This window comes from Robertmurraya sp. FSL W8-0741, assembly GCF_038004005.1.
In the GTDB taxonomy this organism is placed as follows: domain Bacteria; phylum Bacillota; class Bacilli; order Bacillales; family Cytobacillaceae; genus Robertmurraya; species Robertmurraya siralis.
In genome coordinates this window covers 4,338,930-4,363,760 of record NZ_JBBOQG010000001.1, presented here as the reverse complement: position 1 = coordinate 4,363,760, position 24,831 = coordinate 4,338,930, and the positions used below count along the sequence as shown (strand labels likewise).

At 37.0% G+C, this 24,831-nt stretch carries 22 protein-coding genes; 12 read left to right on the top strand and 10 right to left on the bottom strand.

The window, feature by feature from the left end:
* Nucleotides 1-59 precede the first annotated feature (59 nt).
* The 7 genes from NST02_RS21280 (at nucleotide 60) to NST02_RS21250 (ending at nucleotide 7,616) form a co-directional block, all read left to right on the top strand.
* Nucleotides 60-1,094, top strand: a complete 1,035-nt coding sequence (locus NST02_RS21280; RefSeq protein ID WP_235879404.1) for a TRAP transporter substrate-binding protein — start codon at nucleotides 60-62, stop codon at nucleotides 1,092-1,094.
* Nucleotides 1,095-1,232: 138 nt separating this feature from the next.
* Nucleotides 1,233-1,721 (top strand): TRAP transporter small permease, encoded by a 489-nt coding sequence (locus NST02_RS21275; RefSeq protein ID WP_095309805.1) that lies wholly within the window; start codon nucleotides 1,233-1,235, stop codon nucleotides 1,719-1,721.
* A gap of 27 nt (nucleotides 1,722-1,748) precedes the next feature.
* Nucleotides 1,749-3,056 (top strand): TRAP transporter large permease, encoded by a 1,308-nt coding sequence (locus NST02_RS21270; protein ID WP_137742941.1) that lies wholly within the window; start codon nucleotides 1,749-1,751, stop codon nucleotides 3,054-3,056.
* A 70-nt stretch (nucleotides 3,057-3,126) separates the two neighbouring features.
* Nucleotides 3,127-4,143 (top strand): DUF1646 family protein, encoded by a 1,017-nt coding sequence (locus NST02_RS21265; RefSeq protein ID WP_095309755.1) that lies wholly within the window; start codon nucleotides 3,127-3,129, stop codon nucleotides 4,141-4,143.
* Between the two features lie 398 nt (nucleotides 4,144-4,541).
* Complete coding sequence (locus NST02_RS21260; protein ID WP_340949757.1) at nucleotides 4,542-5,297, top strand: IclR family transcriptional regulator; 756 nt, start codon at nucleotides 4,542-4,544, stop codon at nucleotides 5,295-5,297.
* Nucleotides 5,298-5,407: 110 nt separating this feature from the next.
* Nucleotides 5,408-5,863, top strand: a complete 456-nt coding sequence (locus NST02_RS21255) for a YhcH/YjgK/YiaL family protein (RefSeq protein WP_095309751.1) — start codon at nucleotides 5,408-5,410, stop codon at nucleotides 5,861-5,863.
* A 595-nt stretch (nucleotides 5,864-6,458) separates the two neighbouring features.
* Nucleotides 6,459-7,616, top strand: a complete 1,158-nt coding sequence (locus NST02_RS21250; RefSeq protein WP_137742940.1) for an ROK family transcriptional regulator — start codon at nucleotides 6,459-6,461, stop codon at nucleotides 7,614-7,616.
* 35 nt (nucleotides 7,617-7,651) lie between these two features.
* On the opposite strand, the gene NST02_RS21245 is transcribed toward NST02_RS21250, so the two are convergent.
* The 5 genes from NST02_RS21245 to NST02_RS21225 all read right to left on the bottom strand — a co-directional run bounded on the left by NST02_RS21245 (nucleotide 7,652) and on the right by NST02_RS21225 (nucleotide 13,485).
* Entirely contained in the window at nucleotides 7,652-8,695 is a 1,044-nt protein-coding gene (locus NST02_RS21245) for an aldose epimerase family protein (RefSeq protein WP_095309747.1), read from the bottom strand.
* A gap of 11 nt (nucleotides 8,696-8,706) precedes the next feature.
* Complete coding sequence (galT, locus tag NST02_RS21240) at nucleotides 8,707-10,185, bottom strand: UDP-glucose--hexose-1-phosphate uridylyltransferase (protein ID WP_340949755.1); 1,479 nt, start codon at nucleotides 10,183-10,185, stop codon at nucleotides 8,707-8,709.
* Between the two features lie 3 nt (nucleotides 10,186-10,188).
* On the bottom strand, nucleotides 10,189-11,184 hold the full coding sequence (galE, locus tag NST02_RS21235) for a UDP-glucose 4-epimerase GalE (protein ID WP_340949754.1): 996 nt from the start codon (nucleotides 11,182-11,184) through the stop codon (nucleotides 10,189-10,191).
* A gap of 1 nt (nucleotide 11,185) precedes the next feature.
* On the bottom strand, nucleotides 11,186-12,367 hold the full coding sequence (locus tag NST02_RS21230; RefSeq protein ID WP_340949753.1) for a galactokinase: 1,182 nt from the start codon (nucleotides 12,365-12,367) through the stop codon (nucleotides 11,186-11,188).
* Between the two features lie 338 nt (nucleotides 12,368-12,705).
* Nucleotides 12,706-13,485, bottom strand: coding sequence for a PhzF family phenazine biosynthesis protein (locus tag NST02_RS21225; protein ID WP_137742937.1), 780 nt, complete (start codon nucleotides 13,483-13,485; stop codon nucleotides 12,706-12,708).
* A gap of 144 nt (nucleotides 13,486-13,629) precedes the next feature.
* Here NST02_RS21225 and pdxR point away from each other — a divergent pair, with 144 nt between their 5' ends.
* Entirely contained in the window at nucleotides 13,630-15,111 is a 1,482-nt protein-coding gene (gene pdxR / locus NST02_RS21220) for a MocR-like pyridoxine biosynthesis transcription factor PdxR (RefSeq protein ID WP_340949751.1), read from the top strand.
* A gap of 434 nt (nucleotides 15,112-15,545) precedes the next feature.
* Here the strand turns inward: pdxR and NST02_RS21215 are convergent, their stop codons facing one another.
* Entirely contained in the window at nucleotides 15,546-16,412 is an 867-nt protein-coding gene (locus tag NST02_RS21215) for an AraC family transcriptional regulator (RefSeq protein WP_095309735.1), read from the bottom strand.
* A gap of 400 nt (nucleotides 16,413-16,812) precedes the next feature.
* On the opposite strand from NST02_RS21215, the gene NST02_RS21210 reads away from it, so the two are divergent.
* On the top strand, nucleotides 16,813-17,448 hold the full coding sequence (locus NST02_RS21210; RefSeq protein WP_095309733.1) for an FMN-dependent NADH-azoreductase: 636 nt from the start codon (nucleotides 16,813-16,815) through the stop codon (nucleotides 17,446-17,448).
* A gap of 44 nt (nucleotides 17,449-17,492) precedes the next feature.
* Here NST02_RS21210 and NST02_RS21205 read toward each other — a convergent pair whose 3' ends face one another.
* The 4 genes from NST02_RS21205 to NST02_RS21190 form a co-directional block, all read right to left on the bottom strand.
* Nucleotides 17,493-17,921, bottom strand: coding sequence for a GNAT family N-acetyltransferase (locus NST02_RS21205; RefSeq protein ID WP_095309731.1), 429 nt, complete (start codon nucleotides 17,919-17,921; stop codon nucleotides 17,493-17,495).
* A 130-nt stretch (nucleotides 17,922-18,051) separates the two neighbouring features.
* Nucleotides 18,052-18,531, bottom strand: a complete 480-nt coding sequence (locus NST02_RS21200) for a hypothetical protein (RefSeq protein ID WP_137742935.1) — start codon at nucleotides 18,529-18,531, stop codon at nucleotides 18,052-18,054.
* A gap of 237 nt (nucleotides 18,532-18,768) precedes the next feature.
* Entirely contained in the window at nucleotides 18,769-19,116 is a 348-nt protein-coding gene (locus tag NST02_RS21195; RefSeq protein WP_340949750.1) for a cupin domain-containing protein, read from the bottom strand.
* A 45-nt stretch (nucleotides 19,117-19,161) separates the two neighbouring features.
* Nucleotides 19,162-19,701 (bottom strand): GNAT family N-acetyltransferase, encoded by a 540-nt coding sequence (locus tag NST02_RS21190; RefSeq protein WP_095309725.1) that lies wholly within the window; start codon nucleotides 19,699-19,701, stop codon nucleotides 19,162-19,164.
* A gap of 442 nt (nucleotides 19,702-20,143) precedes the next feature.
* Between NST02_RS21190 and NST02_RS21185 the strand changes: the two genes are divergently transcribed.
* The 3 genes from NST02_RS21185 (at nucleotide 20,144) to NST02_RS21175 (ending at nucleotide 24,830) form a co-directional block, all read left to right on the top strand.
* Nucleotides 20,144-21,520 (top strand): class II fumarate hydratase, encoded by a 1,377-nt coding sequence (locus NST02_RS21185; protein WP_340949748.1) that lies wholly within the window; start codon nucleotides 20,144-20,146, stop codon nucleotides 21,518-21,520.
* A 399-nt stretch (nucleotides 21,521-21,919) separates the two neighbouring features.
* A complete protein-coding gene (locus NST02_RS21180; RefSeq protein ID WP_095309721.1) occupies nucleotides 21,920-22,249 on the top strand; it encodes a hypothetical protein in 330 nt (109 codons plus the stop codon).
* A 517-nt stretch (nucleotides 22,250-22,766) separates the two neighbouring features.
* Complete coding sequence (locus NST02_RS21175; protein ID WP_340949746.1) at nucleotides 22,767-24,830, top strand: DUF4179 domain-containing protein; 2,064 nt, start codon at nucleotides 22,767-22,769, stop codon at nucleotides 24,828-24,830.
* Nucleotide 24,831: the final 1 nt, after the last annotated feature.

The window sequence follows — 24,831 nt, the reverse complement described above, 5'->3', positions numbered from 1 at the left end:
ATTAAAATTAAAATACTTTTTAAATCATGAATAAATCCATCGAAAAAGGAGCAAAAAAAATGACAAAGTCTATCCAAAAACTATTAGCAGTTTTCGCCACTTTATTAATGGTCTTTTCACTTGCGGCTTGTGGTAGTAGTGACAAGACAGGCACAAGTGAAGGTGATAGCAAGGGAGAAACACAGGTCTTAAAAATTGCTTTTAACCAAACAGAACAACATCCGCAATATAAGGCAATGGTAGAATTCGGCAAGTCCTTTGAAGAAAAAACGAATGGTAAATATAAAGTAGAGATTTTTCCAAATGAATTGTTGGGTGCTCAACGTGAAACGGTTGAACTCGTTCAATCAGGAACAATTGCTATGTCCATCGTTGCAGGTCCATTAATGGAAAATTTAAACCCTGATTTCGCAGTATTTAACTTACCTTATATTTTCAACTCATTAGATCACCAAATGAGCATTATTAATAATCCTGATATTGTAAGCGATTTATACGCCTCGCTTGAGAAAGAGCGTATTACAGTTGCTGCTGCATTACATGGTGGAGTTCGTAACGTATATAACAGCGAAAAACCAATTCAAACACCAGAGGATTTAAAAGGGATGAAGATTCGTATTATGGAAAGCGATACCAACGTCCAAATGATGGAGCGAATGGGTGGTACTGGAACGCCAATGGGGCAAGGTGAAGTTTATACAGCTATCCAATCTGGTGTGTTAGAAGGCGGAGAAAATAACGAGTTAGTTTTTAATGATTTAAAACACGTGGAAATCGCTCCATACTATAGCTATACACAGCATTTAATGATTCCGGACTATTTGATCATTAATGCAGAGCTATTAGCTGGAATGTCAGAAGAGGATCAAAAGGTATTTAAAGAGGAACTTTCTAAAGCGGTTGATTCCGAGGTAGAAATGTTTAATAAAGAAGTAGAACGAGCAAAAGCTGAGGCTGAGGCTGCAGGCGCCAAATTCAATGAGGTAGATCTGAAAGCATTCCAACAAGCAGTACAACCTTTAATTGATGAAAAAACAAGTGCTAATGAAAATACAAAGAAGTTATATGAAAAGATTGTTGAAAATGCTCAATAATTAATAAAACAGATTGGGCTATCCATGGAGATATTTGAATTGTACATTTATGCAAAGTTGATGAGCAGCTTGCAGCAACAGAATATTTATTTTCATAGGATAGTCTTTTCCATTCACGAACTTGATGAGGTGATTTTTGTGGAAACTGCAAAAAAGTGGATTGATATTGTCCTGGGGAGGATTTGTGTAGCTCTATTCACTTTACTAGTGATTCTAGTTTCGTGGCAGGTTATTACACGGTTAATATTACATAATCCGAGCCTTATTACAGAAGACTTGGCTAAATACTCGTTTGTCTGGCTAGTATTGTTCGGCGGTGCCCTTGTTTTTGGAGAAAGAGGACATTTGGCTGTTGTCATTGTGAAAGAAAAATTACCTAGAAAGCTAAGAATAGGTGCGGAAATATTAATTGAATTAGTCACTGCTTTCTTCGCCATTACGGTCCTCACTATTGGTGGAATGCTTGCTACAGAAATTGCATGGAATCAGCTCTCTGCAGCTCTACAAATACCTATTGGTTATATGTATATCGCCATGCCGATCAGCAGCTTCTTCATCCTGTTTTATTGTGTATACAATATTTATGATGTAATCAAAAAAAGAAATAATATTGAGTTACTTAATTAATCCTATTATTGGTTAGGAGGAAACATAATGGCAACAGCCGCATCTGTTGGATTGGCTTTATTAATTACATTAGCGGTGTTCCTGGTTTTAGGTGCCCCAATTGCTGTAGGAGTTGGACTTTCATCAATCGTCGGAATGTTCATGATTCTACCTTTAGAACAGGGGCTACTCACAGCAGGCCAAAGAATGTTTACGGGGATGAATTCCTTTTCATTACTGGCCATTCCATTCTTTGTCTTAGCAGGTGTGATCATGAATAACGGGGGTATAGCCCAAAGGTTGATAAATTGTGCAAAGGTGTTATCGGGGAGATTGCCAGGTTCTTTAGCACATACAAATATTGTGGCCAATATGCTTTTCGGTTCAATTAGCGGATCAGCGGTAGCTGCTGCCGCGGCAATGGGAAGTACAATGACAGACCAACAAGAAAAGGCTGGCTATAAAAGGGAATTCAGTGCAGCTGTCAACATTGCATCAGCACCTACAGGTATGCTTATCCCACCTAGTAACTTGATGATTGTTTATTCCCTTGCAAGTGGTGGAACATCAATTGCTGCGCTTTTTCTAGGAGGTTATCTTCCTGGTGTTATATGGGGTTTAGGTTGTATGATCGTTGCCTTCTTTATAGCTAAAAAGCTTGGCTATAAAAGTGAAGGAAAAATAACTTGGAAAGTGAAATTTCGTTATATTTGGGAGGCAATTCCTAGTCTTTTATTAATTGTAATTGTAATAGGTGGGATTCTCGTAGGATTTTTTACTGCGACTGAAGGTTCTGCAGTGGCGGTTGTTTATTCACTGTTACTTTCCTTTATTTATCGGACTGTAAAGATTAAGGATTTACCACAAATCTTATTGGAGTCGACAAAAATTACCTGTGTTGTATCCTTTCTAATTGGTATTTCATCGATAATGTCATGGGTTATGTCATTTACTAATATTCCTGCTCTTATTGCAGAGCTATTGACATCAGTAACAGATAGCAAAATTATTATTCTATTAATTATTAATGTTCTTTTACTGATTGTAGGTTGTTTTATGGACCCTACACCAGCAGTATTGATATTTGCTCCAATTTTATTGCCTATCGTTACACAGCTAGGAATACATCCGGTTCATTTCGGAATCATAATGGTATTGAACTTAAGCATTGGAACGATTACTCCTCCGGTGGGCCCTGTCTTATTCGTCGGTACAAAGGTCGCTAAATTAAAACTGGAGTCGGTTATTAAACCGTTAATGCCGTTCTTTGCAGTTGTCATAATTGTATTAATAGCAACGACTTATATTCCAGAAATATCTATGTTAATTCCCAAATTAGCCGGTTTAGTAAAATAATAAATCGTTTATTCTCATGAGAAAAGTGAAATAATGGTTATATATTTAATTATGAAATTGAGGAAGAGCCATGATTCTAGGTCTATTCATAATATTGTTACTTGTACTGTTCCTGCCCTTTACCGTGCGAAAAATAGAATCCAATTTAGAGTATTTCTTATTTATAATGGGAATCCTTGCTGCACTAGTAGGAGGCGTATTGAACAAGGAATTAGTACTAAAAGCGTTGGAAGATCCGCTAAAGATTACAGCAGCTGTTTTAATTGCTGGACTATTATTCAAATGGTACCAGAGACAATTTGGAACAATCATTGACTCAATCAGTCATAAAATCCCGTTTCCGCTTTTTATTGCCTTAATGGTCATTATTTTGGGACTGCTCTCCAGTGTCATTACAGCTATTATTGCAGCATTAGTTCTTGTATTAATTGTAGGAAATCTTTCGTTGGCTAGGAAAGATGAAATTCTATTAACAGTATTGGCTTGTTTTTCTATCGGTCTTGGAGCAACATTAACACCGATCGGTGAACCACTTTCTACAATTGTTACGAGTAAAATGGAAGAGGACTTCTTCTATTTATTCGATCTTGTTGGACCACTTGTCATTCCTGGAGTATTTGTTATAGGGTTCTTTACGGCTTTTGTTGTTAAACGTAATGAAGAAATTGGCACAAAAGAGGTTCAGGAATCAGAGTCATATTTGGAAATTTTTATTCGTGCATTGAAAATCTATTTATTCGTATTTGGGTTAACAATGCTTGGAGCGGGTTTTGAACCTTTAATAAATACTTATTTGCTCGATTTAAGTCCAAAGGTCTTATATTGGATAAATATGTTGTCGGCTGTATTAGATAATGCAACTCTTGCAGCAGCTGAAATTAGCCCTGTCATGACGGAGAAAACAGTTGAAGCCATTCTACTTGGCTTACTTGTTAGTGGTGGAATGTTAATCCCAGGAAATATTCCAAATATAATATCAGCAGGTAAATTAAATATATCAAGTAAAGAGTGGGCAAAGGTTGGGGTACCAGTAGGATTGGTCATTCTCGTGATTTATTTTGTTTTATTAGTATTTTTTGGCTTATAATATTGAATAAATTGAGGAATCAATCTTCCTGTTATGTCAGTTTAAAGGAGGGCAAATGGTTGACTGCTAAGAGCAGCTGAATGATGATTGATCCAGGGCCGGGAGCAATCTGATAAGGAATGCTTTAAATGTGAAAATGGATAAAATGAGGATTGACTGGATAAGGGATTCCTATCTCGAAAAAAACAGAAAAGAGTGAGCAAGAGAGTTTGGTCTTCCTTTGGCAAACCTAGTAAGTAAAGGATGGAAAAATTAAAATTTCATAAAGAAGAGACCAAAATATATCAATGATCCGGATTATATTAAAAATAATATCGGGATTATCATACCGATTTATTTATAATATAAAAAATAGCCATGACCAATGAGCATTGGAATATGATAGGTGGGTAATCACTATGAATGAAAAAAATAGTACTTTAGATAACTTGTTAGTAGTTTTAGAAACAATTTCTCTTCATCCTAATGGGATTACACTGACGGAGATTGTTCGACAGACAAATATTCCAAAGACTACAGTACACCGAATTGTTAATACCTTAAAGAATCACGAATTTATTGAAGTAAATGGATTAAACGAATCGTACACGATAGGGATTAAGACATTGGAAATAGGAATAAAAGGCTTAATGGCTACTGATGTGGCAAAGGCCAGTATTCCATTACTACAGGAATTATCAGAAGAGGTTGGAGAAACAACCTTCTTAGCGGTTTATAACAACACTGAAATTATCTATTTATACAAACAGGAGGGTACTAACGCCATTGGAACGACAGCTAAATTAGGAAGTAGACGCCCTGCGTACTGTACGGGACTTGGCAGAGTGATATTAGCCCATCTACCATCAAAAGAAGTGGAGCGTAATCTCAAGGGAAACTTAAAAAAATATACATCTAAGACAATGACAGATCCCCAAGAGATAAAAGAACTATTAAATGAAGTTCGCAGGAAAGGGTATGCTCAAGATAATGAAGAAATAGAAGAAGGACTGACTTGCTTTGCTGCGCCAATTTTTGACCATTTAGGAAATGTTATAGCTGCGGTAAGTATTGCTGGTCCAACGCAGCGAATGGAAATAAACAAGGAATCCAATATTTCTAACTTACTTCAATCGGCGGAAAAAATATCACAGCGACTGGGTTATTTCAAATAAGGGACTACTTTTGCAATGATTGAAGATTGACCTAATCGGTGCTGGTAATCATCATGAGATTGACTCCAGAATAAAAAATTGAAAGATTTTCAGATTGGAGATATGAAAAAATGATGATTGATACACTAAATAATATTGAGCAGTTAGCCAATATGGGGAGCCATTTTCAAAAAGCTATTCACTTTATTAAAAATACAGATTTATCCCAATTAGAATCTGGTAAATACCCAATTGATGGTGAGAATGTTTTTGCGGTCATATCAGAATATGAAACGAAAGGGTTAGAACAGGGAGCCTGGGAAGCTCATCGGAAATATAGTGATATACAGTGCATAATGGTTGGACAGGAAAAGATGGGGTATTGTAATGTAAATGAAATGGTAATGAAAGAGGACTATAATGAAGAAAATGATATATTCTTCTTAGAAGGGCAGGGTGATTTTTTTACGGTTAAGGAGGGGATGTTTGCCTATTTTGCCCCAGAAGATGCACATATGCCTTGTATATCTGTTAACACCCCTCAAAATGTCAAGAAGCTGGTAGTTAAAGTATTAATAAAAGAGTAGAAGAATGTTCAATAAAGAACAACTCAGTTTCCTGATAGGCTAGTAGATTTTACAAAGAGCGAGAGAAAGTTTTGACGATGAGATTAGATGGATTAAGGTTTGGCAGCAACCTTGAAAAACTCACTCGAAACAAACGCTGGTCTTTTTAATTTGGCGAATGTTTAGTTGGTCAAGGACGGAATCTTTTTACAGGCAATTTATTTCTTTTCTGTTACACCTGGGTTATAAACCATAAAGGCAGCTCATCTAATAGATGAGCTGCCTTCTAATGTGCCATGTTTCCTTTAGGGAATCTGGAACTACACCTATGTTAAGCTAACGCATGCAATAAATCTATTGAATTCTTCTAGATTGCTTCTTTGCAATTGACATAGAAGACTCGGAGAGCTCCTCGATTACATTCAGTGCGATAAATGCTTCACCGTTAAACGCTATTTGCAAAGGGATAATGTCACTGCAAACAATAGACAGTATATTCTGTCACAAGAAGGAAAAGGCATACCGTGCTCCTCATATCTAATTAATATTCTTCTTTTCTTAATTAAATTAATTTACTATGTTATAATGACAATAATTATTTTATGGGGGATGTTTCATGCAGCGTGGTACGTTTCAATTAATGAAATCGGTCAATAAATCAATCATTTTAAATAAAATTCGGCTTTCTGAACCAATTTCACGAGCACAGATTGCCAAAGAGACGAGCCTTACCCCTCCGACTGTCAGCAGCATTGTAAAAGAACTAATAGCGCAAGGGATTGTAAGAGAGAGTACGCTCGGTTCCTCCAGCGGTGGGCGCAGACCAACGATGTTGCATATTCATAAGAATGGTTTTTACGTTATTGGAGTAGATGCAGGGCCAGAACGGGTAGAATGTATCCTTACCGATTTAATGGGTACCATTTATGAACGGGCCGCTAGTAAGTTAGATACACCGATTACAAATGATCAGTTTCTTGCTGTTTTAATAGCTACGATAAAAAGGGTGTTTCAAGCACAAGATAAAATCATTGGAATCGGGATCGCCATGCATGGGGTGGTTGATGTAGATACAGGAACCTCCCTCGTTGCTCCAATCTTAAATTTGAAAAATATCCCAATTAAATCTGTAATCGAAGAAGAGTTTAACATAACTGTAAAGGTAGAAAATGATGCAAGAGCCTTTGCTTTGGGTGAATCTTGGTTTGGCGGGCATGAAGCTTTTGAAAGTATGGTTGCTGTGAATATTGGACGTGGTGTAGGGGCAGGAGTTGTTATCAATGGAAAGCTGTACCACGGAGCGCAAGGGATAGCAGGAGAATTCGGTCATATGACTATTGATATTAATGGGGATATTTGCGAGTGTGGAAATCAGGGCTGTCTTCAAACGTTTGTAAGCGGGGCTGCCATTGCTAAAAGGGCAGGTAAACAGTTTTCTGCCGATCTTACAGCAAAAGAAGTGTACGAATCTGCCTTAAATGGGAACCAAGCTTATGCAGATCTTCTTGTAGAGACAGGTAAAATGATTGGAATTGGCTTAGCCAATTTGATTCATCTCTTCAATCCAAGCAAGATTGTTCTAGGGGGAGGGGTAATGAAAAGTGAAAGATTTATTATGCCGGCACTCCTTGAAACGGTGAAACAGAAGGTACTAACCAATAAGGCAAAGGAAACGGTCGTGACGGTTACACGTCTGGGTGAGGATGCGACGATCTTAGGAGCTGTTGCTTTGCTATTAATTGAAATATTTGATCCGCCGATCCAAATAGACTGAAACCACGGGAGGATCAGCCTATCTTTTTGATGAAATTAATCATCCTTCAAACGAAACGAAAATACGGTTTGTTTTGCGTATCTTTCCCCTGCTTTTAAAATAATGCTAGGGAAGCCTTGTTGATGTAAGGAGGCGGGTGAACCTTGAGTTTCAAAGCAAACACCTAAATACTTCTGTGAAAGACACTCTCTTAAATTCCAGCCTTTGTCCATTGAATTGGAGGTATACATCACCATTCCCGGTTGATTGGTTTTAACAGTCATGATTCTTCCGCTTATGGAATCCTCAAGGAGTGCTTTCACATCCTCTTGCTCGTCAAAGAGGAAATAATGGTCATAACCATTTCCAACCTTGACATTTTGCTCGAAGGAGCTGTGAAACCCAGTTTTCAACGTTAATCCGCCATTACGAAAATCAAATGGGGTACCTTCCACATCGATAAGCTTCCCAGTGGAAATTAAATCCATGTCTAATTCGACAAACTTACTACTGAAAATCATGACACGGTGCTCCTCGATGGAACGTTTTAGATCACCACTTAAGTTAAAATAGGAATGGTTCGTTAATGTCAGGGGCGTTGTTTGGTCACTACTTGCCTCATAGTCTAGGATAAACTCATTATCATTGGTTAGAGTATAGGTGACGACTATTTCAACGTTTCCAGGATAACCACCTTCACCATCTAAGCTTTTATGGGTAAATTTTACACCAACAGTATCCTTTGTTTGAAACGGAGTTGTTTTCCAAAGGACCCTGTGAAATCCATCAGGACCACCGTGCAAATGGTTTTTTCCGTTATTGGACGTCAACTGATACGTTTTGTTTTCTAATTCAAAGGAAGCATTTTGGATTCTTCCGGCAACTCGACCAATGATGGCACCTAAATAGTGAGGGTTCATTTCATAATCATGATAGTCCCGGTAACTGAGGACGATATTTTCCCTATTTCCTAATTTATCAGGTACGAATATTTTTGTAATGATTCCCCCAAAATCTAATACATGAATGGACATGCCCCGATCATTGGCTAGTGTGTATTCCTGCCACTTATCAAATATCTTCTTCATTTCAATATTCATTGTATTTTCACCTATTTATTCAATGTATTTATGAATCTTTCAAAAGCCTCTTTTTCTTTAAAAACCCCGGAATCTTTCAGGCACTTGACAAATTTTTTTCCCAGTTCTTCAAATAATATATAATTGACCTGTTCTTCATTTGTCAGATGTTCATAGGTCGCTTTTAATTTTTTTGCCCAAACGGAATGCTTGGCTGCCACTTGTTGAACTTTACCTAAAAGAAAAGCTTGAATTTCGACCAATTCTCCCTTTAATCGTGGTGGAAGAACAGCCAACCCCATCACCTCAATTAAACCGATATTTTCCTTCTTGATATGATGAACATCTTCATGAGGATGGAAAATTCCCAGTGGGTGTTCTTTAGTTGTTCGATTATTTCTAAGTACTAGGTCGATTTCGTACATTCCATCTCGATTTCTCGCTATGGGTGTAATCGTGTTGTGGGGAGTATCTTCTGTATAGGCCATAATTTGAGCGAGTTCGTCAGAATAGCCTTTCCATGTTTGAAGAATATCTTCGCAAGCTTCAACAAGAACATCGATGTTTTCCGCCCTCAATCGAATGACAGACATGGGCCAATGGAGGACAGAAGCGTGAATTTCTGGATAATTCTTTAGTTTAAAGGAAAAGTCCTCTTTTGCTCTTGTCATGGCAAATTCATAGTTTCCGCCCTGATAATGATCATGACTCAAAATCGATCCCCCTACAATAGGTAAATCAGCGTTTGAGCCAATAAAGTAATGGGGGAATTTTGCCGTGAAATGGAGTATATTTTCAAATGTTCTTCGATGTATTTTCATCGGACGATGGTCTTCAGAAAATAAAATACAGTGCTCGTTATAATAAAGATATGGAGAATATTGCAAATACCAGTTATTCTCTTTGAGAGGAATGCGTATAATTCGATGATTAGCTCGAGCCGGATGATCAGCTCTTCCGATATATCCCTCATTTTCCATACATAATAAACATTTTGGATAGTTACTGCTGTTTTTAAATTCACCTTCCCGTTTAATTTGCTCAGGTTCCTTTTCAGGCTTGGATAAATTAATGGTAATGTCCATTTGGCCATACTGTGTATTCACTTTATAGGAAATATTCTTTGCGATGCGGTTCAACTGTATATAATTGCTGTTTTTACTTAGATTGTAAAAATAATCGGTCGCTTTTTTAGGCTCTTCGTTGTATTTCTGATTGAAAACAGAATTTACAGCCGATGGCTTCGGCATAAAGCAATTCATAATATTTGCTGCTAGAATTTCTTTGGCAGAAAGCGTATTTTGGATGGTGCCGTGTTTAACTGCATACATAATGATTTTCTCCAGAAGATTCGGGATTGAATCCATATAGGCGGAAACCTTTCTTTCTGGAAATGTTTCGATTTCTAGCAATCCTAAAACTTGGTTTCTAGTGAAAATTTGATCTTCTGGCTCAATTAGATCAACTTTCAACGCTTGATGAATGAGACCCGTTATATATTCTTCAATCATTCCCTACACGTCCTTCTCATAGCCTTTTGGATGTGTAGAATGCCAATTCCAAGCATCCTGAATCATTTTTGAGACGGAAGTACGAGTAGGATTCCAACCTAACACATGTCTAGCTTTTTCAGAACTTGCAATCAATATACTCGGATCGCCTGCTCTGCGTGGTCCGTTCTTTACTGGAATCTCTCTTCCTGTGATCCTTCTTGCAGCCTCAATCATTTCTTTGACAGAAAATCCGCGATTACTTCCCAAGTTTAAGATCGTACTTTTTCCACCTTCTCTTAAATATTTTAAAGCCAACAGATGGGCATCAATTAAATCCTCGACATGGATATAATCACGAATACATGTACCATCTGGTGTATCATAGTCTTCACCAAACATTATTATATGAGGGCGCCTCCCTAGTGCTGTTTGTAAAAGGATGGGGACTAGATGTGTTTCTGGTCGATGATCCTCTCCGATTTCAGCAGACTCTCTTGCTCCTACCACATTGAAATAACGTAAGGAGACATACTGGATGCCATGCGCTTGTTCAGTCCATTTCATGATTTTTTCCATCATCCGTTTTGTTTCTCCATAGGGACTTGTTGGATTGGTCGGCATGGTTTCTGTAATCGGCACAGATACAGGCTCTCCATATGTTGCTGCAGTGGAGGAGAAGATCATATTTTTCACCTTAAATTCTGTCAATACTTGGAGAAGGATCTGTGTTCCATATACATTGTTTTCAAAGTATTTAAGTGGCTTTTCTACTGATTCACCAACTAAGGAGTTGGCTGCGAAATGGAGAACGGCATCAATCGATTCCTTTTTAAATACAGTGCGGAGAAACTCGATATGACGAATATCTCCTTCGTAAAATTTGGCCTTTGGATGTACTGCTTCTTTATGCCCTGTTTCGAGGTTATCGACAACAATTACATCTTCGCTCTGGTCAATAAGCTGATAGACTGCGTGAGATCCGATATAACCTGCTCCTCCTAGTACCAACACACTCATTTTAGTATCTCCTCCTGATTTCTTTTGCTCTGTCCCCGATTGAAGCAGGATAAAAATCAGCGTCATAGCCAACTTTTTCTTTATATATTCGGTTGACATTGCTCTTAAAATCATTCACTTTGGTCTTTTGAACAATAGCAATTGCACAGCCTCCAAAGCCTGCTCCTGTCATTCGGGCACCTAGAACGCCATCCTGTTTCCAAGCAGCCTCTACTATCGAGTCGAGCTCATATCCAGTTACTTCATATTCGTCCCTTAGAGAGTGATGCGATTCATTCATTAATTTTCCGAAGTAGGGGAGATCTCCTTGCTGTAATTTTCTCGAAGCCTCTAATGTGCGAGCGTTTTCATAAATGACATGCTTTGCCCGTTTGCGATTGATTTCATCACGGATGAGGTATTTATGAGCCTCAAACTCTTGAGGGGTTAAGTCTCCTAAACTATTTATGGACAGATTCTGTTGAAGGTCCATAAGAGCCTGTTCACACTGAGCTCGCCGCTCGTTATATTTGGATCCTGCCAATGTCCGTTGTTTATTCGTATTAATGATGATAATCGAGTAATCATTTAAAAGAATGGGTGCATATTTATACTCTAATGTTTGACAATTTAGGAGAAGGGCATGATCCGTTTTTGCCATACCAATCACAAATTGGTCCATAATTCCGCTGTTCACACCCATATATTGATTTTCAACCATTTGCCCGATTCGAATCATTTTCATTCGAGCCATATTTAGATTATATAATCCGTTGCTCAAAACACCAGTTGCAAGCTCGATGGAAGCGGAGGAAGAAAGGCCGGCGCTATGAATGAGATTTCCATAAAAAAAGAGATCTGCTCCTTGAAGGATTTTACAGCCTGAATTTTTCAAGAATAAGAGCATTCCTTTAGGGTAGTTTGCCCAGTTGTCTTGCTCATGATAGGCTAAATCAGATAGATCGCATTCAATAATACCCGTTTCGGGAAAATTCATTGAATAAAAGCGAAGCTTTTGATCTTCCCGTATGCTGCCCAATGCATAAGTGCCGTAGTTGATCGCTATAGGGAAGACGTGACCTCCGTTATAATCGGTATGCTCACCGATTAAGTTAATTCGCCCTGGGGCAAAAAAGACTCTCGGTACAGTCCTTGTTTGAAAAATAGCCTGAAATTTGCTTATTAGATGGGGAGTTTCAATCATTTCTAACGCCTCCTTAGGTATGCAGAGGAAGAATTTGCTTTGCTCTTTACTTAGTTAATTAATTTAATTAAGTTTTTAAAAAGTCTACTATATTTTGGCAAAAAAAGCAATATGATTTTATTATGAGTAGACGAATCTCTAAATCATTGAAGTTAACTGTATTGATATTCATTTACAATAATCGTTCTGTTATATGTCGGTGTTGATTTTTGGCTCATTTTAACAACAATTCTATTTAACAAAGCCAAAATAATAGCCTGGCATAAAAAGCCAAGCTTATGATGATTGATTTGATTAAAAAGCCTGATTTGGCTGTTTTAACATCTCCCCGGTATTGATTATCCGATATGTATCTCCCCTATTAAGTAGAGTGCAGCTTTTCCAGCCATCTTTACCCTTGTGTCTTCGAGTTTACAATAAAGGGTTCCGCCTCTATTGGATAACTGTCTTGCTACCATTTCGTGTTTCATTTGTTTCTTTGCCCAAAATGGTATTAAACTGCAGTGGGCAGAACCACATACCGGGTCCTCATTTACCTTTAATTTTGGAAAAAATGCTCTTGAAACAAAATCATATTCATTACCTTTGGCGGTAACAATCACTCCAAGACCTTCTGGAAGCTGCTCTAGTTTTGAATAGTCAGGACTTATTTTGCTTACCGCTTCTTCTGATTCTAATACAAATAGTAAATCTCTATTTAGATAAGCTTCGATGGGTGTGGTTCCTAATGCATCAATCATTTGTTCAGTAATGGTTATCTCAGTCGAGGAAACAGTTGGGAAATCAAGCTCATATAAGTCATTACACCTATTTACAGTAAGTGTCCCACTCATCGTCTCGAATTGAACGGTCTCCAATTGCTTTTCAAAATAGTTCATAATGACAAAAGCCGTTGCTAATGTTGCGTGACCACAGAGATTAATTTCTCCCCCAGGTGTAAACCATCTAAGCGTATAATTTTGCGGACCCTTTACTGCAAATGCTGTTTCAGAAAGGTTGTTTTCAATCGCAATTTTTTGCATTAAATCGTCAGGAAGCCATTCCTTCATAATACAAATTCCAGCGGGATTTCCTTCAAACAGTTTTTCGGCAAACGCATCAACCACATAGTATTTCATAAGTACCTCCTAAAGTTAATGATATTTAACATGAATGGTTAAGGTGTTATACTAGATTAACCCTATAGTAATGGACTTAGATGTATAACAGTCAACATGATTGTATAACACTTACTCATTTTACCGAGTTGATGGAGGCTTTTTATGAAGATTGAAATAAATAGAAACGCCAATATCCCAATTAATCAACAAATTTATGAGAATATTGCCGATAGAATTAGGTCAGGTGCGCTATCGGAAGGTGAGCATTTGCCTTCGGTAAGATCGTTAGCAAAACAATTAGGGATAAGTTTACTTACAGTTGTAAGGGTGTATGATTTGTTAGAAGAGAAGGATTTAATCGAGAGGGTACAAGGAAAAGGGACATTTGTTAAAAATAAGCTCCTGATTGACGCTACAGAAAGAAATGTAAAGAACAATTTCGATTGGCAATTGTCCGTTTTAGATTATCTCCCTCGAACCCAATTTGGTGCTCATTATGGTTCGTTTGAAAATTGTATTCAGTTTTCTGTTGCAGCGATCTGTCCATCTTTACTTCCAAATCGTTACTTAGAGAGGGAAATTCATTCGACTTTAAAGAAGAATCCTAATATTCTCTCAAGCTATGGACCTGCGCAAGGCGATGAGGAACTCAGAAAAACGATGTGCAAGTATCTGCGGAAACACAATTTGTATATTAACCACCAAGATATTTTAGTTACAAATGGTACGCAACAAGGAATTGATTTGGTGGCTAAAACATTTATTGGACCCGGTGATGTTGTTGCTATGGAAGCACCAACTTATCCAGCGGCAATTGATACCTTTCGAGCTCGTGGGGCAACGATTGTTTCTTTACCTATGGACAACGATGGGATAAGGATAGACCATTTACAAAGAGTTTGTGAAATCTACAAACCTAAGTTGATTTATACCATACCGAACTTTCAGAATCCAACTGGTATAGTATTAAGTAGAAAAAGAAGAGAACAATTGTTAATGCTTGCCCAAGAAAATCAAATCATCATCGTAGAGGATGACCCATGGAGTGAGATGTTTTTTGACAAAAAACCACCAACACCCATAAAAGGTCTTGATACAAACGGTTTTGTAATTTATTTAAAAGGGCTCAGTAAAACATTGGTCCCTGGCTGTCGGATAGGGCTTCTAGCAGCTAATGGCACACTGTTTAATCGTTTAGTTGCATCTAAAGTAAACACAGATCTTGGCAGCCCATTATTAACACAAAAGGCTATACTCCCACTGTTTCATTCTAAAAGAATGGAAGACCATATGGAAAAGCTGAGGTTTGCTTTGAACTTAAGGAAGGATAAAGTTGTAAAACTTTTGAATTCCCACATGCCGGACGGCGTTCATTGGATTGTACCAACGGGTGGGTTAAACATATGGTTATCCGTTCCATCAGAATGGAATACGAATCATTTATTAATTGAATGCAAAAAAGAAAATATTTTCTTTCTACCCGGTTCTGCATGCTTTTCAGGAGAACCGGAAAAACATCATTTAAGGTTGAATTTTACTTATTTGCCGGATAATGAATTGGAAATGGGGATTTTAAAATTTTGCAAAATCACAAAAAAGTTTTTATCTTCAAATCGACAATTTAGACACTCCTCAATAAATTAATGACGTCAGAATCTGCAATCTCAATTTAGAAGTAAGTGCAAATGAAACAACATATTGAGGAGTGAACACGGATAAATTGTTTTGTCTGTGCCTATTCTAATGGATTTTAGAAGGGATCAATAAACTGACAATAGTAATAAAGTGAAGGGCTTTTGGTTATTGATGTTTTGGGAGATTTTAAGCAAAAATACTACTAACACATAAGTTTAAAAGAATAAGGGAGCATAGTGGAGAATGTGAGATAAAAGGGTTTAGTCAATCCCCTTTTTATATGATGATGGACGGATCATCCATCATCATATAAAAAGTCGTCAAGCGAAGCGAGGTTGCCTTTAACCGCAACGATTTGGGTTAAATTAATTTTCATGAAAATGTATCAACTGCCTAGAATATGGTGGGGTGAGATGGCAAGATAGATTTTGTTCAATATTGTGTTACTTCATTCTAACAGGAATCCAAACTTCGCTATAAGCATAATTTTTTTTGTTTTTATCCATTTTAGTAAACGAAAAAGACGGTGCATTTATGACTTCATAACTGGAAGAAGGAAGCCATTCTGAATATACTTTTGCCATTGTTTCTTGTAAAGTGGAAGGGAACGGTCCTTCATTCGGGAATATTGCCCAAGTATGTGCATCAACTGGCACCTTTTCTAATAAATCACTAATTTGATTGTTAGTAGTAAGAACACCTATCAGATGAGTTAAATCCCCTTCTTCTTTGAGGAAATTAGCATCAGCTTCATATGAAGCATTGACAATTTCTTTAGGTTCAATGTTTTGAAGAGAGTGCATTTCTTCTTTTTGTTTGTCAGTTATACTTTCCGCAAGCTTTACAATTTCATTATTGATACCTTCAAATTGCATTGGGACACGTTTACTTACACCGACCAAATTAAACGCTGGTTTTTCTTCAATTCTAAATTCCATATTGATTCCTCCTTTGACATTTATAACAAATGAAAGCTTTGGAAAAGATTTGCTAACTCTTTTTTTTATGACTTCCGAAGGTAAAAAACCACACCATTTTTTGAATGCTCGACTAAACCCGTCCATTGACTGATAACCGTATTTAAGAGCTACATCTGTCACTTTTTCTCCATTTAATAATTCGATACTTGCTTCTGACAGCTTCCTGTTCTTAATATATTCGCTAAGCGTTAATCCTGAAAGATAAAAAAATATCTTTCTAAAATGGTAGTCAGAAACTCCGACATATTCAGCTATCACTTCAAGTGATAGATTTTCGTCAGTTAAGTGATCTTCAATATAGTCAATGACAAGATTTAATTCTTTTAGCATTGTTCTCCTCCTTTCGATGTCTATAGAATACCAAAGCTATATTGTGCATTGCTCGACTTTATTAACATAAAAAATATCGAAAAACTGCTTTCTAGGACAGGATATTCCTACAAAATTTATAATTTGAGCGACTCTTAGTGCTGTCGATTATTTTTAAAGATCAAACACGAGCGCCGTCATTGGTAGAATATACAACTTACTTAAAGACTATTGCAGTGGAATAATCATTGAAGCGTGGAAAAATGAATTTTTTTCCTCAGGCAGATTAGTTGCTTTAACGAAACAATCCTTATATACTTTAGCTCGAATTAAAGATATATTGCTCCTTTTGGGAGCTGAATGTTTAGTTCATTTATAAAACTACAATGACAACGAAGAGAAGAAAGGAATTTAGCACAAAATGGCAAAGGTATTGTACATTACAGCACATCCACTTAATGAAACAAAGTCATATAGTATGGCAGTAGGTAAGACTTTTATTGATACTTATAAAGAAGTAAATCCAAATGATGAAGTTATCAATATCGATCTTTTTAATGAGAATATTCCACAAATAGATGCTGATGTTTTCAGCGGTTGGGGAAAACTTCAATCAGGAAAAAATGATGAAGAGTTAACAGCAGATGAAAAGGCAAAGGTAGGCCGTTTATCTGAACTATGTGAACAATTTATTTCTGCTGATAAGTATGTTTTTGTAACACCGTTATGGAATTTTTCATTTCCTCCAGTTCTTAAAGCCTATATTGATGCAGTATCTGTGGCAGGAAAAACCTTCAAATATACAGAAAATGGTTCTGTTGGTCTTCTAACGGATAAAAAGGCATTGCATATCCAGGCTAGAGGAGGAGTTTATTCAGAAGGCCCAGCCGCAGAGAAGGAAATGGGGCACCGCTACTTAAGTGCTGCTATGGAATTTTATGGAGTTCCTTCATTTGAAGGTTTATTTATAGAAGGGCATTCAGCAATGCCTGAGAAGGCGCAAGAAATTAAAGAAAATGCAATGGCCCGAGCAAAAGACTTGGCTCATACATTTTAAAGATGCTATTAAAAAGACCACACATATCATCTGTGTGGTCTTAATTAACACCGCTTATACAGAAAATAATGGTTATGCCCCTCAGGGAAGTTTTCAATTGTTCCATAGACTTCAAAACCTAAGCTTTTATAAAAATCTGGGGCTTGAAAGCTAAATGTATCTACCTTGATTAATCGACATTTCCTCTCGACAGCGAAATTTTCAGCGACCTTGATAAGTTTTCTACCAAAACCCTTCCCTTGAATGCTTTCATCAACCCAAAGAAACTGGATAAAAAGACTTTGCAGCTTCGTATTTCCTGAGATGCCGCCAAAGATGTGGCCTTCTCCATCCTTAATAGTAAAACAAAAATCTTCATCAACGAAATCCACGTCTTTATCTGTTAAATATTTGATATTGTACTCCCTTAATTTTTGGCGAATGTAGGGGACGTTCTCTTGATTCCATTCTGTATCAATAATTAAATTCTGCATTTTATACACCTTCTAATAATGTTATAAAAAAATTTGTATTCAGCAGGGTATGCTCATGGAATCTCGCTTAAAGAATTTTTAGAGATTGACAAGCTGATTATTTTGCATTGTTGCTTACCCATTCAAAAGTTTAATAAGAATAAAGCCTCTGTCCCTTAGTTTTGGATTGGATTATGTAACCACCTTCAGAGCGATTTTTATAGTGTCCCACTATAAATTCCTTTGTATTAATTAAATCTTGGAAAACAGTCGGGATTGTGCAATTCCAGTGTAAATTTTCTACTTTTAGAGGAAAATTTTCTTCGTTTGGATTTGATGTATGAATAAAAACAGCATCAGTGCTAGCATCTTCATCATCAATATGAACCCAAGATTGGTACGGTTTTTCATAGTATTCAAGTCTTTCTAGTATATTTTTATAAAAAGCTATATGTGCCTCGATGTGCTTTCTTCGTATTTTAAGACTATGATTTCCTAATCCAGATAAATCAAGATGATTGTGCCATAAGTCAAACCATGCATCCTGATCAAAATTCAATTCACAGGTTTCTAGTGCAATTTTTCTTGCTAAGTCACGGAAATATCGTCTTTTTCCACGAAACTTTTTCAATGAAGACACTCCTATATCTTAATGTTTTTGTAAATCTCATCCATAAAATCACTGCCGGATGATAACCTCGAAAATTTAACAGTTGAAATAAAATCAGCGAAATTGGTGAACTTATGAAGCTGAAATCAAAACTAAATATTGGTTAAAGCGTGCTCGCTTTGGCGACATGGTGCTTTATCCACAATAGAAGGGGCCCAGTAACAATTTAAGTAGTTTCGGGTTAAACGTACCATTTTGTTAGTCACCTGTTAGCACTCTATCTCCCCTGTTATTTGGCTGAGAAATAACAATGAATTCAACATCAGCATGATCGGAACGGTTGAACATTTGATGGGGGACAAGAGGAGAGATCTCATAGCCTTCTTGTGGGTTTAAAACAATCGTTTCTCCGTTAACTTCAAGCGTAGCCTCCCCCTTTAACACGAAAAAAAATTGACGAGAGTACTCATGATAATGTCTGACTTCAAATGTGTTTGGAGGCATTCGTTCATGGATAATACTTAAATCAGATTTCTTCACTAAGTGCCAACCATCGCAACGCTCTCCCCAAATGTAGTGCTCCGCGTTTTTCTTATTCACTTTCATAAAAAAGTACCTCAATTATTGTTTTTTTTTTTTTTGCGATTTAAATTAAACAAGATTGTTTTCGTTTCGCCATTCGTCTTCTAAAATACTCATTTCCCATAAATTCCAGTATTCATCCTCATTTTTAATCGTATCTCGAAGCAATCCTTCCTTTGTAAATCCGACTCTTTCATAGCATGCAATGGCAGAAGTATTAAAGTCAAATACACCAAGGCTGACTCGATGTAGTTGTAGTTCATTAAAGGCGATCTTAAGGATTTCCTTGATCATTTGCTGGCCTATACCCTTGCCTCTTGCCCTTTTATCCCCGATTAATACTCTTCCAATTCTTGCTGATTTGTTTTTTCGATCAATTTTCCCCAATGAGATGTGGCCAATGGTTTCGGCTAATTCAGAATCAATGACTTTATAAACGAATATTTCACTGTTTTTATTGTTGGCATTCTCGATGTATTTTTCCAATTGTTGCTCATTAAGGGGATAATTAAACGATGAACCGCTCCATTGAAGTAGAAACGCAGGTGAATGGATCCAATTGATTAGCTGTTTGAAGTCGGAATGTTGGAAGTATTTCAATTCTATCATAATCTTTCTCCTTTTTCGTTTTTTTCTCGCTTCATTTTGATGCAAGGTTAGTTAGCTATGTTAGGACATGTTTTCTACTGCTTTTAGTTAAAGCAATTGCAAGTTATTTTTGCTTCTTTTGTATATTTCTCTAAATATTCTATTCTCGCTTAATAGGTTTTATTATACCGGCTCATACATGTGATATTAAGATTTCATACGAAATGAGGTTATGCTCTACAAAGCCATTTTTTAATGGAAGGAGCTCTCATAGTACTACGTACTGCGTTCTATTTTCCCTTTTCTTATGGGAATGAAAAGATAAAAATAAATTTTCTCTCTAATTGGATTTTTTTCCATCATTAGATAGAGTTTTGGATAAGAGGTTATGCTTTCATGTGGGTTGTTTAATCCTCTTTCTGATGGAAAAACTAGAAATAATCATTTATGAGGAGAGATGGGAATGGATGCAGAAAAGCAATATCGAATGGAAAATGATCCTTTAGGAAATATTATGGTACCTTCGTCCGCATATTATGGCTCGCAAACGCAGCGGGCTGTAGAAAATTTCCAAATTAGTGGACTGAGGTTTCCACGCCCATTTATTAAAGCTCAAGGAATTATTAAAGCTGCGGCCGCGGCTGTGAATATCGAATTAGGAAAACTATCTCCAGAGATGGGAAATGCGATTATCGAGGCGGCGGAGGAAGTAATGGAAGGACTTTGGGACAGCCACTTTGTTGTGGATGTTTATCAAGCTGGAGCTGGCACCTCGCAGAACATGAATACAAATGAGGTCATTGCCAATCGAGCTACTAAAATCATGGGAGCTTCTGAGAAAGTTCATCCCAATGATCATGTCAATATGTCCCAATCAACAAATGATACGTTTCCCTCATCTGTGAATATGGCAGGTGCTGACATGATCATTGCTAAATTGCTGCCAGCCTTGGAAAAGCTTGAACAATCTTTACAAAAGAAAGCTGAACAGTTTATGCCAGTTTTGAAATCTGGTCGCACCCATTTACATGATGCAGTTCCAATGCGATTGGGGCAAGAATTTTCCGGCTATGCCGAGTCTGTCCGTGCAGTGAGAAGACAGTTGCAAAATAATCTCGAGTTATTGTATCAACTTGGATTAGGAGGAAATGCGATCGGAACATCGATCAATTTGGAAGCTGAGTATACAGCAAAAATTTTGAAAGAAATACGTAAACGGACTAATTTGCCTTTTTGCCAACCTGTGAATATTTTTGCATTCATGCAAAATATGAGTGCACCCATTCGCTGTATGATGACGCTCAAAGAATTAGCCGTTCACGTAATTAAAATGACGAGTGATTTACGTTTACTGAGCTCTGGTCCGAGAACGGGATTGGCAGAAATTACGCTACCGTCAGTTCAACCTGGTTCGACCATTATGCCAGGGAAAGTAAATCCTGCGATTTTAGAAATGACGCATATGGTGTGTTGTCAAGTGATTGGTTATGAAACGGCAGTGTCAACTGCTGGTACCGCAGGACAGCTAGAAATAAATGTAATGATGCCGATGATTGCCTATACTTTTTTACATTCGATTGAGATTATGAGCAATGCATTGCAGACACTTGAGGCAAAGTGTATCAATGGCATTCAGGCAAATGAAGAACAATGTCAGAAATGGATGGAGGAAAGTCTTGCATTGGTTACTGGATTAAGTTCAAAGCTAGGCTATGATATGGCTTCAGAAATCGGAATGCAAGCAGATGAACAGAATAAAAAATTAAAAGATCTGCTACAGGAAAAAGAATTGCTTACAGATGATGTACGTCATGCGATTGATCCAAAAGGAATGGTTTAAAGAAAAAGCTGATAGAGAAGGTTAAAGATTAGATTGCTTAGCAAAATACCACTGCTTTTAAAGGAGGTATATTTTTTGAGCAAATTGTTGCCGAATGATTGAATTTTAGAAGTGATGAGGCTGAATCATTCGGTTTTTTCCTTATCAGCTTTAGGAACTGCCGCCGGCGAACTTTGTCGAATTTTTGCGAGTTGACAAGATGGAAAGAACATGTAAATATAGAATTGCCACATCCATATATTTCCTCTTTTTTAATTCTTCTAAAAAAGCAACTTGAACTAAAGCTACTTCTTTTAAAACGCTTTTCTGTGCTTTTTCTCTATATTGATTTAACCCATATTATTTGCTTGAAAGGGGGGATGTCAAATATGAAAATATATAGGGAAGGAGGAGCGCGAATTGGGCCACGATATATTAGGCTATAACAAAGCGGGGGATGAAATTGCCTATGCCCGCTTTAGTATGAGTAATCATAATGTTACTGTATTGTATCAGTTACTTGATGCAACTCAATACGATGCAGGTGTTAGCGGTTCGGGAAACAGTGCCACTTATACGGTGCCGCAACTTGAAAAAGCTTTGAACATCTTCAACCAGTCATTTACTGAAATTGACATCTCGTCAAAACATCATTATACAGTTTGGGATTTGAAACAAATTCGAGATTTTATCGTAAATTGTTTAGCCACTGCAGAAAATGAAGGAAGCGTAAAAATCTTTTTCTGTTAAGGCATCTAAACTGTCTCTCTCTTTATGCCTCTCTTTTAATCTGCGAATAACTGCTGGCGATATTCCATAGCATATCTTTTTCTAGTTTCTTAGTTCTAGTGGTGAAAGTTCAGCAAGTTCCAGGAATTAATCATTCATAAGTGCTCAGATTGCCATCGGAGTTACTTAGGAAAAATTTATTTCGATTCCTATATTTAATATTTCTGGATTTTTTTGATTATTTAAGAAGAAAAGCTATAATTGGTTTAAAGGATTGAAGCAGAGATAGAACGTTCTCATCCTTTTAAACAATGGCTTTATTATATGCTGGTGTTGATTTTTGGCTCATTTTCTCTCTGATTCTATGAAATGATAAGAGAAAATGAAATTTTTCTCATCGTAACTAGAATCAGAGAACCATTGAAGTATTACTAAAGGGGTGTGCGAACCTTGATTTCACACGATATGAGCTAAAGGTTGTTAAGCAAAGCGTAAAAAATAGAGAAAATCATATTGAGCAATAGGGGGAGCACGTTTTATGAGCCCGGCAGAAATAAATGCTGTTTCAATCAATGAGATTCGTGAATCAGGACAGGAATCGATTCGTGATTATTTTGAACAGCACATACAATCTTTTTACAGCTTAGGCAGACTCTATCTTACTAATCAGCAGCAAATGGAAGAGCTCTTCTATCAATCTATTGTCAAGGCGCAAAAAAAGTTGCCACGCTTTAAAAGCAATGATTCATTTGAGACTTGGATTACAACGATTTTTATTCATATGTGCTGGGAGCATTCAGAGGATGAAAATAAACAAGTTTCAGCAGAAAGTAAATCCGGTCAAAGTATTTTTCAAGCGCTGAATCAGTTGGAAAAATATGAGAAAGAGGCGCTCGTACTTACATATGTAAAAGGACTTTCGAAAGAGAATGCGGCAAATCTCCTTCAAGTTTCTGGAGAAAAGCTCAATGAATATTTGTTCTCGGGCATTCAATCTCTAAGAACAGAATTGGGTTACGGTACAAACTTTAATGGCTGTAAGGAATATTATCCACATTATGTCGCTTATTTAGAGAGAACTCTTGAACGCTCAAGTAAGATCGACTTAGAAGTCCATGTTTATCACTGCCGAGAATGTCAGGAGGATCTAGCTACCTTTCAGGAACTTATGCTGATGATGACAAATATTGCTGAGAAGATTGAAGAATTCCAAGTGCCGTCCGATTTCATGGAAAATGTGAAAGCGAGGCTTGCGGAAAAGGAAAAGCAAAGCTTAGAGAAAAATAGAAGGCGTCTGAAAATTACTGTTAGTGTTGCTGCAGTTTTTGCTCTCTTCATTTCGCTTGGAGTTTTTACAGGTGTGTTTGCAAAATTTTATTACTCATGGACGGAAGATGATTTGGAGCTGCGAGCTTTTTTGCAGGAAGGTCTAGGTGAAAGGTTGAATCTAGTCGCAGAAAGTGAAGGAGTGAAAATCACGATTAAAAGTGCAATTGCCGATGATTTTCAAACACTAGTGTTCTATGAAATAGAAGATATGAATGAAGATAATCAATATCTTCTTGATTATTATGAAGGAATTTCGGTGAGGAGCGAAAATGCAGGTGTGAATCATGGAAGTAATCCTAGATATTTTAATCCTGAACTTCATTCTGATTTGAATAAAGAAAGTAAGAATGTATATCATGGCAAAATTAGTTTGTTCCCCATAAAAGATGATAAAGGAACGATGAAGCTTAAGATTACGAAGATTCATAAACTGCAGCAAGCTGCAAATTATTGGGAAACGGAATCTAAATCAGGAGAATGGGATTTTGAGATTCCTTTAAACAAAAATCCCATCATAGAATATGCGCTAGATGAGGAGATTGAAGTGGAAGGAATTCCGTTGCGAATTGAAAAATTAACACTCGCACCGACAACGACAGTTTTGCAATATTCGGTCAATCAAAGTCAAGCGGAGGAAGTATTAGATTTAGTTAGCTTTGAATATCTTGAAATGAACAAAAGAAAAGCAAAAGGTGATTTATACGGAAGCTTTTACTCGGAAGTACAGGAGGATGTAAATTGGCTCACCTTTGAAGCTCATTTTGACTCATTATTTGGAGAAAGAGCAAAGGAATTTAGCGCTCAATTGGGATTGGTGCAGCTTAGCTACGCTGACAATAAAAATATCGAATTAGATCCTTCTGTGGTGTATCCTCAAACCGTTGAATATGCTGGTAGCACACTTTCTATCGATAAAGTGGAAGTGGGAGGAACAACAGAACTCATTATTAGGAATAATGATTGGGAAAATGGTGGATATGATTCGCTTCAATTACATGTTATTGGTGAAGATGGTAATGACGCAGTCTCTATGGAGATGGAGTCAGAAGGAATAATAGTTGATAAAAATGGGGTTGAATATCATATGAACGAGGAGCTGCCTGTGCCATATCAAGAAATTGAGCAGCCGCGCCATATTCAAATCTCACAAAAAGTTCGTTTGTACAATACCGAAGAAGAAAAATATTTAAGACCGAAGAGGCTTGAATTGTATGGCTATAGTGTAACGAAGTATTTGGATGAGATGGTCAAGGTTTCATTGCAAGAGGATTGAG